We start from the raw sequence: 14,251 nt of genomic DNA, 5'->3' as shown, positions 1-14,251 counted from the left end.
ACAGTCGGCGCACGCCACCGGGGCGGTGTGCGACCTCTTGCTCACAGAACGTGCGCTCCGGCCCGTAGCCAGAGCGGGGCGGCGGTGAGGGGGATGCGGACCCGACGCCAGGCAGGGCCGGTGATCGGCCCTCCGGCGCCCGCGTACGGCAGCCACTCCCCCGGCGGGAACCACACCTGTCTGCGTCCGCCCGGTGCGTACAAGGGGGCGACCAGCAGGTCGGGGCCGAGCAGGTACTGGAGGTCGGCCGCGTGGGCGTCCGGGCGGTCGGGGTGGTCCAGGGCCATGGGGCGGGCGAGTGGTTCTCCGGTGCGGACCGCGTCGGCGGCGGCGCGGTGGACGTACGGCAGCAGGCTCGTGCGCAGCCGGGCCGCGTGCAGGACGGCCGTGTACGCCTCCTCGCCGAAGTCCCAGGGCAGCCGGGACGTCATGCCGTGGAACCGGCTGAGGGGTGACAGCAGGCCGAACTGCGCCCAGCGGACGAAGAGTTCGGGTTCCGGCGTGCCATGGAAGCCGCCGATGTCGTGGCTCCAGAAGGGGTGACCGGAGAAGGAGAGCGAGAGGCCCGCGCGCAAGGTCGACGCCAGGTCCTGCCAGCTCGCGTTGGGGTCGCCGGTCCACTTGGCGCCGTGTCGCTGGCCGCCGGTCCAGGTGGAGCGGCCCCAGGTAAGGCCGTGGCCCGCGGCCTCCTGGGTGACCTCGGCCACGAGGTCGTTGAAGAGCAGGGGGTAGAGGTTGTGCAGCCGGTCGCCGGTCATGCCGTCGTACGCCACCGCCTCCGCGGGCACCGCCTCACCGAAGTCGGTCTTGAGTACCGAGATCCCGGTGGCCAGGACCTGGCGGACGCGGTCCCGGAACCAGTCGACGGCCCCTGGGTGGGTCAGGTCGAGGACGGCCGAGTCCGGGTGCGCGCCGCCCCAGACCTGGCCGGTCCAGGTGGAGCCCGAAGGGGTGTGCAGGAACCAGCCGTTGCGGTCCGCCTCGGTGAAGTACGGGCTGTCGACGCTGATGTACGGGTTCATCCAGAGCGAGACGTGGAAGCCCTGTCCGGCCAGGTGGGTCATCAGCCCGCCGGGGTCCGGGAACGCCTCGGTGTCCCACTCCATGTCCGACCAGCAGCCGCGCCGCTGCCAGTAGGTGTCGATGTGCAACACGTCACAGGGGAAGCCGAGTTCGCGGATACGACGGGCTCGCTCGCGCACTTCGGCCGCGCTGTCCGGGCGGAAGCCGCCGGAGATCCAGGGGCCGAAAGCCCAGTCCGGGGGCAGCAGGGCGGGGCCGGTCAGGTCGCGGTAGGTGCGCAGGCACTCGGCGGGGGTGCCGGTGATGAGGTAGTAGTCGAGTTCCTCGTCGGGGACGGTCAGGGACCAGGCGCCGGTGTTGCTGTGGGCGAGGTCGAAGGAGGCCGCGGTGGTGGTGTCCACCAGGACGGCGTAGCCCCGGCTGGAGAGCAGGAACGGGACGGCCTTGTAGGAGCGGGTGCCGGTCGAGCCCTGGGCGTCCTCGACCCAGCAGTCGACGCGCTGGCCGCGCAGGTCGGGGCCGGTGAAGCGTTCACCGAGGCCGTAGAAGTGCTCGTCGGGCTCGGTGAACCAGCTGTCGTGGTAGGCCAGTCGGCCGTCCGCGAGTTCGGTGACGCCGAGGGGCAGGACGGTCCTGCGGTCGCTGGGATCGCTCACATCGGTCGCCTGTTGTAGTTGACGGTCCGTCAGTTCCATGGCCAAAGGCGCCAGACGGGCTCGGAGACACAGCGACTCGAGGTGGAGGGTGACAGCGTCCGGCGACTGCTCGACCGTGCAGCGGGTGTCCGTCGGCGCGGTGACGACGGACACCCGGGGCGCCGCCGGAACGCCGTCCAACCGCAGCGTGATCCGTAGGCAGTTACCCGTCGCGGGGCGCAGACGGAGGACGCCGGGATGTCCGGCAGCGGTGCGTACGTCGAGGGTCACGCCGTCCTTGCCCGCCGAGGCGACGGAAGCACCGGCCAAGGGATCCGGCGCGGCCGGGATGAAGGGTGGAGGCGGTGCCACCCAGGGCGCGCGGTCACGAGGATGCATGGCGCTCAGCCCCTCACGCTGCCCGCGGTGAGCCCGCCGACGATGAAGCGCTGGAAGACGGCGAAGACGCAGACCACCGGGATGCTGATGAGAGTGGCGGTGGCCATCAGGGCGCCCCACGACGTCCCGTGCTGCCCGATGAAGGCATTGAGCAGGACGGTGACGGGCTGGACGCCGGGCCCCTCGGCGAGCGTGAGCCCGAACAGGAACTCTCCCCAGCCGATCAGGAAGGACAGTCCGGCCGCCGCCACCACACCGGGCACCATGAGCGGCAGGACGACCCGCAGCAGCACACCGGGAAGTCCGCAGCCGTCGACCAGGGCCGCCTCCTCCAGCTCCGGGGACACGCTGCGCATCACGGGACGCAGCACGATCACCGTGAAGGGCAGCGTGAGCGTGGTGTCGGCGGCGATCAGGCCCAGGTAGGTGTCGGTGAGACCGGCCCGGCGTTCGAGGATGAACAGCGGGGCAGCCAGCACGATGGCGGGCGGGAGCTGGGCGACGAGGAGGGCGAGCACCATCGTGCCCGAGCCCCGCATCCGGATGCGGGCGAGGGCGTAGGCCAGCGGGACGCCGAGCAGCAGAGTGAGTGCGACCACCCCGCAGGAGATGACCAGACTGTTGAGCAGAGCCCGGGTCAGGCCCTCGTACCCCAAAGCCGTCGAGTAGTTCTCGCCGGTGACGGGACTGGGCGCCCACTGCGGGTCCGGCGTCTGGATGCGGTCCGGCCGGGTGAGGCCGGTCTTCACCATCCAGTACACCGGCAGCAGGAAGACGGCGGTGATCAGCGTGGCGATCGCGGTCAACAGCCAGGGGTGGCGCGGTGGTCTCATGCGGCACCTCCCGCCGGCGCCTCGTCCTCGCGCCGCAGCCGTCGTACGTACCAGACACCTGCCAGCAGGGGTACGACGAGCAGCAGCAGGCCGGCCGCGGCTCCCTGGCCGAACCGGAAGAACGTGAAGAACACCTCGTAGACGTAGAGGGAGAGCACGCGGGTGGCGTCGACGGGGCCGCCGCCGGTCATCACGAAGACGAGGTCGAAGACCTTGAAGGTGTAGAGAAGGCCGAGGAGGAGGACGGTCACCGAGACGGGCCGCATCAGCGGGAGGGTGATGTGGCGGAAGCGCTGCCAGGCGCTCGCTCCGTCGATGGCGGCGGCCTCGTGGAGTTCGGGGTCGATGGTGTGCAGTCCGACCAGGAGCAGCAGCATGTTGAAGGGCACGCCGACCCAGACGTTCGCGAAGACCACCCCCGCCATCGAGGTGGACGGGTCGGTGAGCCAGTCGTGGGAGAGACCGCTCAGGCCGACTGCCTGGAGCAGGGCGTTGTAGGCGCCGGACTCCGCGTCCAGCATCCAGCGGAAGAGGGTGCCGCTGACCACCGGGGGCAGCAGCCAGGCGACCAGCAGGAGGGAACGCAGCAGGCCGTTGAAGGGGAACGGGCGGGCGAAGAGCAGGGCCAGGGCGAAGCCGATCGTGAACTGGAGCAGCAGCGAGGCGAGGGTGAAGACCAGGGAGAGGCGCACGGAGTGCCAGAAGCCCGGGTCGTCGGCCACGGCCCGGTAGTTGTCCAGTCCGTTGAACCGCTCGGCCCCGCCGAGGAGTTGGCCCAGGTCGACGTCATGGACGGACGTCCAGACGTTGTAGAGGAGCGGGTAGGCCAGGAAGAGGGCGAGGAAGGCCATGCCCGGCAGGCAGAAGAGGTAGCCGGTGCGGCGGCGGCGCGCGGAGGGCCGGCTCATTGCTCGCTCAGAGCTTTGTCGATCTTTCCGGCCGCGGTCCTGGCCGCGGCGGACGGGGACGCGGATCCGGTGAGTACGGCCTGCTCCGCCTCCGCGACGGCTTGCGAGGCTTCGGCGTAGTGGGCGCCGTACTGGCGCGGCCGGGCCAGGGGCAGCTGGCTGAGGAAGAGCCGCAGGGCCGGGTCCGAGGCCCAGCTGCCCCGGTCGGCGAGGTCCTTGCGGGCGGGGAGTTCACCGAAGGCCACCAGGTACGGCACCAGGACCGAGGGGCGCTGCGTGTACTCCAGGACCTCCCACGCCTTGTCCACGTGCTTGCTGTTCGCCATCACGACCCAGTTCTCGCCACCCAGGCAGGTGGCGGCCTTCTTGTCGCGGGGCAGGGCGACGACGTTCCAGTCGAAGTCGGCCTTCTTCAGGGTGGGGATCTGCCACGGGCCGTTGATCTGCATCGCGGCGCGCTGGTTGAGGAAGCGGGTGTTGACGTCCTGCTGGGTCCAGCCCACGCACTGTTCGGACAGGGAGCCCTTGGCGATCAGTTCGTCCAGGAAGGTGAGCGCGGTGGCGCCGTAGGTGCTGAAGGTGTCCAGGTCGCCGCCCGCCTGCCAGAGGAACGGCAGGAACTGGAAGACACCTTCCTCGGTCTTGATCGCGCTCAGCGCCAGGCCGTAGCGGTCGCCGCTGGTGAGTTTCTGGGCGGCTGAGGCCAGTTCGTCCCAGGTGGTGGGGGGTTCGACGCCGGCGGACTTGAGCATGCGGGTGTTGCAGTAGAGGGCGAGGCAGTTGCTGTTGTTGGGGATGCCCAGAGTCTTTCCGCCCACATGGCAGCCCTCCCAGGGTCCCTTGTAGTACTGGTCGGCCTGGCCCCATTTCTCCACTCTGGCGGTGAGGTCGGCCAGCAGACGGCTGCCCCCGAGGGTGTTCATGGCGACGTTGTCGACGATGGCGAGGTCGGGAAGGTCGCCGGAGATGGCGCCCAGGGTGATCTGCCGGTCCAGCTCCGCGAACGGGAAGGTCCGCCGCTCGATCCGCACGTCCGGGACGCCGGCCTCGATGTCCTTGATCAGGCGGTTCATTCCGGGCTGGAAGTTGTCCAGGGTGAAGTAGTCCCACCATTCGAGGGTCACCGGGCCCGACGTGTCCGAGCTGCAGGAGGTCAGGGCCGCGCCTGCGCCGAGGGCGGCAGCGGCCGCTGTCGCGCCCGAGGCGCGGAGAAAACCGCGGCGGTCGAGGGGGTACGACATGTTCTGCTCCCAGGGTTCGATGATCGGGTCACAGAAACGGACGTATCAGAAGTCCAGGTCCAAATCGGGGAAATCGGGGAGTTCATTCTCGGGTTCCGAGCCCGGCACCGGCCGGCACTGTCCCGTGCTGCCGCGCAGAGTGATCAGCGGTTTGAGCAGGACGTGCCGGGGCGGCGAGTCCGGTGAGCGCAGCCGCCGCATCATCAGGTCGACGGCGACCCGGCTCATCTCCTTGGCGGGTATCTCGGCGGCGGTGAGCGGCGGATTCACCTGTTCGGCCCACGGACTGGCCGCGACGCCGACGACGGAGAAGTCGCGCGGCACGCTGAGGCCGTGCCGGGTGAGTCCGCGGTAGACGCCTTCCAGGGCCGCCTCGTTCATGGTGACCAGCGACGTCGTCGCGGGGTCCTCGCTCAGGATCCGCTCCACGACCTCCTCTCCCGAGGCGAGGTCGTCGCCGCAGAGGTAGGCGTGCGGGGTGAGCAGCAGTTTCTTCATCATCTCGGTGTAGCCCTCGTCCCCGAGCCGCGCGAAACCGTAGCCGCTGTTGAACAGCTGCTCGGACCGGTTGACGAAGGCGATTCTGCGGTGGCCGAGATCGGCGAGGTGCTGGACGCAGCCGCCGGCCAGGCCGGCGAAGTCCAGGTCGACCCAGCCGGCCACGTCGGCCCGGTGGTTTCGGCCGATGGCCACGAAGGGGAAACCCGCCTCGGCCAGATGCTCCACGCGGTCGTCCTCCCGGCGGATCTCCATGACGATCACGCCGTCCACCCGCCGGTCGTCGATCATCCGCGGGAAAGAGGGGTCGTCATGGCCGCCGGCGGGGGCGAGCAGCAGGTCGTAGCCCTGCTGGGCAGCGGCCTCGGCCACCCCGCCCACGAAGGAGAGCTGCATGGTGGTGTAGTCACGGAGGCGGCCGGCGGGCGGGTAGAGGAGCCCCAGCGTGTGGGTGCCGCCGCCGGAGTCGTCGGTTCCGGGTCGCGCTGCCATGGTCAGCCGGCCGGGAGGGATTGTTCGGCCCAGATGGTCTTGCCCAGGGGGGTCTGGCGGGTGCCCCAGCCCTGGGTGAGCTGGGCGACCATGTGCAGCCCGCGGCCGCCCTCGTCGTAGGTGCGCGCCCGGCGCAGATGCGGGGCGGTGTTGCTGGCGTCGGAGACCTCGCAGATCAGGGTCCGGTCGCGGATGAGTCGGAGGCCGATCGGAACGGCGCCGTAGCGGATGGCGTTGGTGACCAGCTCGCTCACCACCAGCTCGGTGACGAACGCCGCCTCCTCCAGCCCCCAGGCGGTGAGCTGGCGGGTGGTCTGGGCGCGGGCGTCGGCCACGATCGACGGGTCGGAGGGCAGGGACCAGGCGGCGACCTGGTCGGCGTGCAGGGCACGGGTGCGGGCGAGGAGCAGGGCCACGTCGTCGGAGGGGCTCCTGGGCAGCAGGGCCTTGAGAATGGTGTCGCAGGTCGTTTCCAGTGAGGCGACCGGACCGACCAGGCACTCGCAGAGCCGGTCGAGCCCGAGGCCGAGGTCACGGTCGCGCGCCTCGACCAGGCCGTCGGTGCAGAAGGCCAGCAGACTGCCCTCGGGCAGCTCCAGCTCGGTGCACTCGAAGGGCAGCCCTCCGACGCCGAGCAACGGCCCCGGCGTCAGCTCCACCACCCGGGCCGTGCCGTCGGGGAGCAGCACGACGGGCGGGACGTGACCTGCGCTGGCGAAGGTGCACACGCGGGAGACCGGGTCGTAGACGGCGTACAGACAGGTCGCCCCGACTTCGCCGCTGACGACGTACGGCTCGTCCGGAGCGAGGTCCTCCTCGTCCGTGGACAGGTGGGTGACCAGATCGTCCAGGTGGGTGAGGAGTTCGTCCGGGGGGAGGTCCACGTCGGCGAGGGTGCGGACTGCGGTGCGCAGCCGGCCCATCGTGGCGGAGGCATGGATGCCGTGCCCGACCACGTCCCCCACGACCAGGGCCACGCGGGTGCCCGACAGGGGCACGACGTCGAACCAGTCGCCGCCCACGCCCGCGCCGGTGCCGGCCGGCAGGTAGCGGTACGCCACCTCGACGGCCGCCTGTCTGGGCAGGTCCCGGGGCAGGAGGCTGCGTTGGAGGGTGAGGGCGTTGGTGCGCTCACGGGTGTAGCGGCGGGCGTTGTCGACGCCGACCGCGGCCCGGCCCGCGAGTTCCTCGGCGAGGATCAGATCGTCCGGTTCGAAGGGCGGGGAGCCGCTGCTGCGGGTGAAGACCGCGACGCCGAGGGTGATGCCCCGGGCGCGCAGGGGGGTGGCCATGACGGAGTGGAACCCGTACTCCGCCACACGTGCGGTGCGTGTCTCGTGTCCGGCGATCCAGGCGGCGAAGTCGGGGTCGCCCGCGCCGCTGAGCACCGGTTTCCCATCGGCCAGGCAGCGGGCGGGCGGGGAGAACGGCGGGTAGGTGTCCACCCCGCCGAGGTCGACGGCCGCCTCCGGGACGCCCTCCCCCTCGGCGGCGGACTGATGGGCGACCCTGCGGAGCACCACGGCCGCGTCGACCGGTCCCGGCACGGGTTCGTCCCCGCGCAGCACGGAGTCGAGGAGGTCCACACTGACGAAGTCGGCGAGGCGCGGGACGGCGAGATCGGCGAGCTCCTGGGCGGTGCGGGCCACGTTCAGGGTGGTGCCGATGGAGGTGCCGGCCTCCTGCAACAGGGCGAGCCGCTGCCGGGCCGCGTGCTGGTCGCTGCTGTCGAACGCGGCGGTGCCCACGCCGACGACCTCACCGGTCGCGGGGTCGCGGACGGGCCAGAGCTCGATGACCCAGGCGCGGTGGTGGGCGGAACTGCGGGGGACGGCGCCGGGGGGACAGGCCGGCTCCGGGGCCAGACACTCGTAGCGCATCGGGGCGCGTTCTTCGGCGACCCGGCGGACACACCGGAGGAAGCCTTCGTCGGCGGGGGCGGGCGCCTGCGGCTCGTATCCGGCGTCGCGGGCCACTCCGCGTGCGGCTTGGCGCACCGCCGGTTCACTCCCGCCCCTGGTAGCCGGCTCGTCTCCGTCTCCTGCCGGCAGCTCCCCGCCCTCGGCCCCTGCCGCTCGGGCTCCACCGTCGGCCCCCACCGCCCGCTCCTCGGCCCCCACCGCTTGCGCTCCGCCTTCGCCCCCAGCCGGTCGCGCTCCGCCGTCGAGCCGAACCGGTCGCGCGCCACCCTCGCCCCCAGCCGGTCGCGCACCGCCCTCGGCCCCCGTCCCTCGCCCCCCGCTCTCCGCCGTCGCGTTCCTGCGCCACGAGCCGGACGTCACGCTGTGGGTGGTGAGCGCGATCGAGGCCTGGTCGAAGGCCCACTCCACCATGGATCGGTCGGGACCCGGGGAGAGTGCCACGACGAAGGAGTGGGCCATGCCGTCGCCGCCCAGCGACGGCTGGGCGTGCAGGGCCGTTTCGACGCGGTGGCCGTCCCGATGCCGCAGTGCCGCCGTGCCCCTCCATTCCTGGGAGCCGGTGAGGGAGAGCCCGGTCGCCCCGGGCGCTCCCTCACCGAGGAGCAGATCCGTCGCGGCGCGCCCTACGACCTCCGGGGCTCGATGGCCCAGCAGTCGTCGAGCGCCCTCGCTCCACCCCGTGACCACGCCGTCCAGGCTGAGGGTGACCGTCGCGACATCGGATGACCACCCGCTGTGACCGTTCCCTTGATCAAAAGTGGCCATTCTTGCTCAATTCGCGCGGTGAGGTGCCTCACAGACCCAGAGTGCGCGCCGCACAGGAATCGGACAAGTCAGATCCAGGGACCCGCAGGCGTCACAGCGCGGACCCCGGATCGCAGCATCCCTCACGCCGCAGCTGCTGGCTCACCCCGAGCCATTCCGCCTCCGAGGTCGCGTCGGAGGACACACCGGAGCGCCGCACCGAGTCGAAGGCGTCCACGAGGTCCGCCTGCTCGAAGTGCACACCTCCGCGCAGCACCGCCACCGTACGGATCAGGGTGTCGAAGTCGGTGAAGGGGTCTCCGTCCACGACCGTGAGATCGGCGAGCTTGCCCTCCTCCAGTGTCCCCAGGTCGGCGTCCGCGCCGAACACACGGGCGGGCAGCAGGGTGGCGGTGCGCAGGGCCTCGGTGGGAGTCAGCCCGCCGCGGTGCAGCGCCCGCAGGGCCAGGTGCAGATGCAGACCGACCGGCACGAGCGGCTGGTCCGTGCCGAGCGCGACCTGACCGCCGTCGGCCAGGATGCGCCGATACACGGTCAACTCCCGTTCGAGGGTGGCCAGTTGATCAGACGTTGGTGCCTGACCGGCCTGCTGGCGGACCAACACCGTGTCCCACGGCGGCATCAGGGAGGTGACACGGCGGTCCTCCGCGAGGGCGGGGTCCGCGCCCAGCAGGGCGAGCGCCGTGAACGGGGTGGCGACGAGGTGGAACCCGGCCTTGGTGTAGATCTCCTGGACGTCCTCGTGGACGCGGCCCGTGGCCGTGGTCGCATGCCCGAACTCCAGCCGCTGCGTGGCTTGGAGATGGGTCGTCAGGTCCTGCCCGAGCTGAACGCCCGGCGTACAGAGATGGCTGCCGCTGCGCACACCGAGCCGCTCGTGTGCGAAGTCCGCAGCCTCCTTCATCACCCAGCCCGGGGCGCGGACGTACGTCTTCACGAAGTCCCAGTCCAGCGCCGCCCCGCGCTCCAGCGAGCGCCGCAGCCCCTCAGGGGTGCGGTGCGCGCGGCCCATGCTGTAGGCGACGCGGGCCCCGTCGAGCAGTTCACCGGTGGCCAGCAGCCGTGGCCCGGCGAGTACTCCGGCGGCGACCGCCTCCCGGATCCGGGCCTGCTCGTAGGCGAAGCCGCCCAGGGAGACGGCGGTCGTGATGCCGTAGGCGAGTTGGAGCGCGGTCTGACGTCCGCCGTAGGTGCTCTGCCAGGGGTGGGTGTGCGCGTCCCAGAGTCCTGGGAGCACGGTGCGGTCGCTCGCGTCGAGTCGGCGGGCGGCCGATCGCCCGGTGCGGTGCGGGGAGACCTCCGCGATACGGCCGTCACGGATCAGGAGGTCGATGTCCTCGCGGACGTCCGGTCCGGTGCCGTCCCAGAACCGGCCCGCGTGCACGAGGGTGTCGGCCGGACGGGGGCGGCGGTAGTCCAGCGGCACCTTGACGGTACGGGCCTTGCCGCTGCGGACGTCGATCAGGCGCAGGGTGCCGGCGGAGAGATAGAGCAGCGTGTGGGCGTCGGCGGACCAGGAGGGGTGGTCGGCGGGCTCGGAGGTGAGGCGGCGCGGCTCACCGTCGGGGGTGCCGTCCGAGCGGACCGGCAGCAGCCACAGAGCGGACTCGGCGACCACGGCCATCCAGCGGCCGTCCGGGGACCAGACCGGGCCGGAGTCGTAGCGGTCGGAGAGGGAGGTGTGCGGGGCGAGGGCGTGCAGGGCGGCGGTGCCGGTGGTGGTGTCGACGACCCGGATGAGGTTGTAGCCCTCACGGAAGCGCTGGTTGAGCCGGTTGCGATCGCACAGGGCGACGTACCGCCCGTCGGGAGACCAGCTGGGGCGACCGGGCAGACCGCCCGCGCCGAGCGGTGCGACGAGGGTCCGTTCGCTGCCGTCGGACAGGTCGCGCACGAGCAGGTTGCCGGACATGTCCAGGCAGGCCAGCCGGGTCCCGTCGGGCGAGAGGGCGGGGAAGACCCGGCCGCCGTCGGCGAGCACGGTCTCCTCGCCGGAGTCGAGGTCCCGGCGCCGTACGGCGAACAGTCCGTCCCGGTCGTCGGCGAAGACCAGCCCCGTGCCGTCGGGTGTCCAGGTCGGCCCCAGCACATAGCGCGTGTGCGGGACCCGGAGCACCCTGCGGGGTGCGCGCCCGCCCGATGTCCCGGCGGTCCACAGGGAGTTGAGCGCGGCGAAGGCGACGCTGCGGCCGTCGGGCGAGAGGGCGGGCAGATGCAGGGCGCGCACGGGCCGGGTGCCGGCGCCCTCGAAGTCGTACGCCTTGCCGCGGTAGCGGGGCCGTCGCACGGGCATCGCGGCCGTGAACGGGATCTCCTCCCCCGCCGCGGGCGCCTCGGGGTCCGCGAGGCGGAAGTGGCCGTCCACCGCGAGCAGGAGCCGTTCGCCGTCGGTCCAGCGGGGCGGCGCCGGAAGGACGTCTCCGTCGACGGCGATCGGCGTGCCGTCCACGACGAGGGTGCACGAGGCGCTGGGGGCAGGCGTGGTGCGCAGATACGCGAGGCGGCCGCCTGGTGAGACGGCCGGGGTCATGAGCTGGGCGCCGGAGTCGTCGGTGTGCTCGACGGTGACCGGTCCCGAACCGTCGGCGGCCACCGAGGCGAGGGCGTCGGCGCGCAGGGTGCCCGTGGCGGTGACGGCCGCGCGCACGAACAGCACGCGCTCGCCGTCCGCCGACCAGGTCGGGTCGAAGTCCTCCCAGGCACCGTCCTGCGCCGGGCCCTGCTGGGCGGCGCGTCCGGTGAGCCGGGTCAGTGCCCCGGAGCGCACGTCGACGACCCAGATGCGGTACGGGCTGCCGGTCACGGTGTCGCCGCCGCGCTCGGAGGCAAAGGCGATCCGGGTGCCGTCCGGCGACCAGGCGGGGCCGCGGTCGTCCCAGGGCCCGTCGGTGAGCTGTCGTACGTCGCTGCCGTCGGACCGCAGTGTCCAAAGGTGGAAGCCGCCGCCGCGGTAGGCGCACACGACGAGGCGGCCGCCGTCGGGCGAGAACTGCGGACGGGTGGGTTCGAGGCCGGGCGAGGTGAGCGCGACGGCGGTGCCACCGGTACGTGGAATCGACCAGAGCACGTTCTGTACTTCGGCGACGAGCCGGTCGCCGGCCGGGGAGAGCGTCGCGGAACCGCCGGTGGCAGCGGTAAGGGAGAGGGTGGCCGAGTGGGAGGGGGCGGCCGAGGCGGGTGAACCGGCGGCCGCGACGGCGGTGGCGGTGACACCGGCGGCCTGGAGGAATCTGCGGCGGGAGAGCGGACCGGGCCGGAAGGTGTCATGTGTGCCGTGCGCGTCCAAGGGAGCCTCCAGTGCGCGGGTGAGGTACCGGTCGACAAGGGCCCTTCCCCGCAGGGGCCGGTCCTGCGCCCGAACACCGTGTCCGGGAGCGGTTTTTCGCCCCCGGACACCAAGCCCTCAGCTCACAGACCGTCACGCACCATCGCGGCGACGATCCCCACGTGGCGGTCGGCCGCCGTGCCGGAGAACTCGTTCTCGTAGTTGAGGCCGTACGGCCAGAAAGTGCCCACCGCCGGTGGACAACTTGGCCGAGGAACCGTCGAACTGCCGGACAAGGGCGGTCGCCTGAGCACCCGTCCAGGTGCCACTGCCACCGAGGGAGGACCAGCCCGAGCTCGTGCCCACGCCGATGGTGTGGGCGATCTCGTGCAGAGCGGTCCGCTCGGTCATGTAACTGCGGTTGCCGCCGAAGCGGATGGTCCCGTTGAGGTTGCCGTCCGCGGTGGGCACGCTCGTGTCGTAGCGGACGGTGATGGACTTCCCCAGGTCGCTGAGGTTGTTGTAGCGGGCCACCGCGGCGTTCATCGCCGAGGTGATGAGGGTGTACGCCGCCTGCTGGTCCGCGGTGGGGTTGCTGGCCCGCTCCAGGGTCCAGGTGATGGTGGCCGCCGCGACCTGTTCCTGGGGTGGGGGCGCGGCGGGCGGAGCGGCCTGGGCGATACCGGGGCCGGCCAGGAGCAGGGCGGCGAGCGCTGCCGCCACTGCGATCTTCCGTGGGTTCATGTGGGGGTCCTCTTGTGGGGGTGGATCCTGTGGGGGGGCGGATCCCGTGGGGGGAAGTCGAGGCATGAACTGGAAAGCGCTTTCCAAGGCTTCACGGATGCTAATGAGCTGTCTTGACCATGTCAACGAGTTCGGCACACGCGGAACTCGGCACACGCGGCGGTCAGCGCATGCGGAACTCAGCGCACCAGGCACGGACGCTTCGCGTCGAAGGCCCAGCCCTTGATCAGGTACTGCATCCCGGCGGCGTCGTCACGGCCCGCCGAGGCCACCTCCTCGTGCAGTTCCTGAGCGGCCCGGAGCCGGTCGCGGTCCAGCCGGACCCCGAGGCCGGGCGTGTCCGGGACGGCGACCTCGCCGCCGGTGATCCGCGGCGGCTCGACGGTGAGCCGTTCCAGGCCTTCCTGCCAGATCCAGTGGGTGTCGAGGGCGTTGTACTCGCCCGGGGCGGCGGCACCGCAGTGCGCCATCATCGCGAGCGAGATGTCGAAGTGGTTGTTGGAGTGGCAGCCCCAGGTCAGCCCCATGGCATGGCACAGCTGGGCGACCCGGACCGAGCCCTGCATGGTCCAGAAGTGCGGGTCGGCGAGCGGGATGGACACCGACTGCAGGGCCAGGGCGTGGGTCAGCTGCCGCCAGTCCGTGGCGATCATGTTGGTCGCGGTGGGCAGTCCGGTGGCCCGGCGGAACTCGGCGAGGATCTCCCGGCCCGAGTAGCCGCCTTCCGCACCGCACGGATCCTCGGCATAGGCGAGCGTGCCGACGAGCGGACGGCACAGTTCGACCGCCTCGCGCAGGGACCAGGCGCCGTTCGGATCGAGGGTGATGCGGGCCTCGGGGAACCGCTCCTTGAGCGCGTGTACGGCCTTGACCTCCTCGCTGCCCGGCAGGACACCGCCCTTGAGCTTGAAGTCGCGGAAGCCGTAGTGGTCGTAGGTGGCCTCGGCCTGGCGGACGATCGCCTCGGGGGTCAGTGCCTCCTCGCGCCTGATGCGGTACCAGTCCGCTTCCGCGCCGGGCTCACGGACGTAGGCGAGGTCGGTGCGGTCCGGGTCGCCGACGTAGAAGAGGTAGCCCAGGACCCGTACGGCATCGCGCTGCCGTCCGTCGCCGAGCAGCGCCGCGACCGGGACGTCGAGGTGCTGTCCGAGCAGATCCAGAAGCGCCGACTCGACGGCGGTGACCGCGTGCACGGTCGTCCGCAGATCGAAGGTCTGGGCGCCGCGGCCGCCCGAGTCACGGTCGGCGAAGGTGTCGTGGATGGTGCGCAGGACCCGCTTGTAGTCGCCGACGCGGGCACCGACGACCAGGCGCTCGGCGTCGCGGAGGGTCCGTGTGATGCCGTCGCCGCCCGGCACCTCGCCGAGGCCGGTGCGTCCCTCGGAGTCCTCGAGGACGACGACGTTCCGGGTGAAGTACGGGGCGTGGGCACCGGAGAGGTTCAGGAGCATGGAGTCCCGGCCGGCGACTGGGTGGACGGAGAACTTCGTGACGACGGGTTGGCTCATGGCGAGGCGGTGTCCTTC

At 71.8% G+C, this 14,251-nt stretch carries 8 protein-coding genes and 1 pseudogene; all 9 read right to left on the bottom strand.

Annotation, left to right across the window (positions count from 1 at the left end; all coding sequences use genetic code 11):
• Window positions 1-41 precede the first annotated feature (41 nt).
• The gene (locus M2157_RS42320) at window positions 42-2,057 is read right to left on the bottom strand and encodes an alpha-xylosidase (protein ID WP_280867822.1); all 2,016 of its coding nucleotides are present in this window, start codon (window positions 2,055-2,057) and stop codon (window positions 42-44) included.
• A 5-nt stretch (window positions 2,058-2,062) separates the two neighbouring features.
• Window positions 2,063-2,890 carry a carbohydrate ABC transporter permease gene (locus M2157_RS42315; protein ID WP_280855847.1) on the bottom strand — a complete coding sequence of 276 codons (828 nt, stop codon included), beginning with the start codon at window positions 2,888-2,890 and terminating at the stop codon, window positions 2,063-2,065.
• On the bottom strand, window positions 2,887-3,798 hold the full coding sequence (locus M2157_RS42310; protein ID WP_280855848.1) for a sugar ABC transporter permease: 912 nt from the start codon (window positions 3,796-3,798) through the stop codon (window positions 2,887-2,889). The genes M2157_RS42315 and M2157_RS42310 overlap by 4 nt, the downstream gene beginning before the upstream one ends.
• Complete coding sequence (locus M2157_RS42305; RefSeq protein WP_280867821.1) at window positions 3,795-5,039, bottom strand: sugar ABC transporter substrate-binding protein; 1,245 nt, start codon at window positions 5,037-5,039, stop codon at window positions 3,795-3,797. The genes M2157_RS42310 and M2157_RS42305 overlap by 4 nt, the downstream gene beginning before the upstream one ends.
• A gap of 45 nt (window positions 5,040-5,084) precedes the next feature.
• A complete protein-coding gene (locus tag M2157_RS42300; protein WP_280867820.1) occupies window positions 5,085-6,029 on the bottom strand; it encodes a substrate-binding domain-containing protein in 945 nt (314 codons plus the stop codon).
• Window positions 6,030-6,031: 2 nt separating this feature from the next.
• On the bottom strand, window positions 6,032-8,638 hold the full coding sequence (locus M2157_RS42295; RefSeq protein WP_280867819.1) for a SpoIIE family protein phosphatase: 2,607 nt from the start codon (window positions 8,636-8,638) through the stop codon (window positions 6,032-6,034).
• Between the two features lie 169 nt (window positions 8,639-8,807).
• A complete protein-coding gene (locus tag M2157_RS42290) occupies window positions 8,808-12,002 on the bottom strand; it encodes an amidohydrolase family protein (RefSeq protein ID WP_280867818.1) in 3,195 nt (1,064 codons plus the stop codon).
• 122 nt (window positions 12,003-12,124) lie between these two features.
• Window positions 12,125-12,725 (bottom strand): annotated as a pseudogene (locus M2157_RS42285) (hypothetical protein).
• Between the two features lie 179 nt (window positions 12,726-12,904).
• Window positions 12,905-14,233 carry an enolase C-terminal domain-like protein gene (locus M2157_RS42280; RefSeq protein ID WP_280855855.1) on the bottom strand — a complete coding sequence of 443 codons (1,329 nt, stop codon included), beginning with the start codon at window positions 14,231-14,233 and terminating at the stop codon, window positions 12,905-12,907.
• Between the last annotated feature and the right edge of the window lie 18 nt (window positions 14,234-14,251).

This window comes from Streptomyces sp. SAI-127 (assembly GCF_029894425.1).
Classification (GTDB): Bacteria; Actinomycetota; Actinomycetes; order Streptomycetales; family Streptomycetaceae; genus Streptomyces.
This window is presented reverse-complemented; position numbering and strand designations above follow the sequence as displayed.

Coding starts and splice junctions, on each gene's coding strand:
- M2157_RS42280 (WP_280855855.1), bottom strand. CDS start 14,233: ATGAGCCAACCCGTCGTCACGAAGTTCTCCGTCCACCCAGTCGCCGGC.
- M2157_RS42320 (WP_280867822.1), bottom strand. CDS start 2,057: ATGCATCCTCGTGACCGCGCGCCCTGGGTGGCACCGCCTCCACCCTTC.
- M2157_RS42310 (WP_280855848.1), bottom strand. CDS start 3,798: ATGAGCCGGCCCTCCGCGCGCCGCCGCCGCACCGGCTACCTCTTCTGC.
- M2157_RS42300 (WP_280867820.1), bottom strand. CDS start 6,029: ATGGCAGCGCGACCCGGAACCGACGACTCCGGCGGCGGCACCCACACG.
- M2157_RS42315 (WP_280855847.1), bottom strand. CDS start 2,890: ATGAGACCACCGCGCCACCCCTGGCTGTTGACCGCGATCGCCACGCTG.
- M2157_RS42305 (WP_280867821.1), bottom strand. CDS start 5,039: ATGTCGTACCCCCTCGACCGCCGCGGTTTTCTCCGCGCCTCGGGCGCG.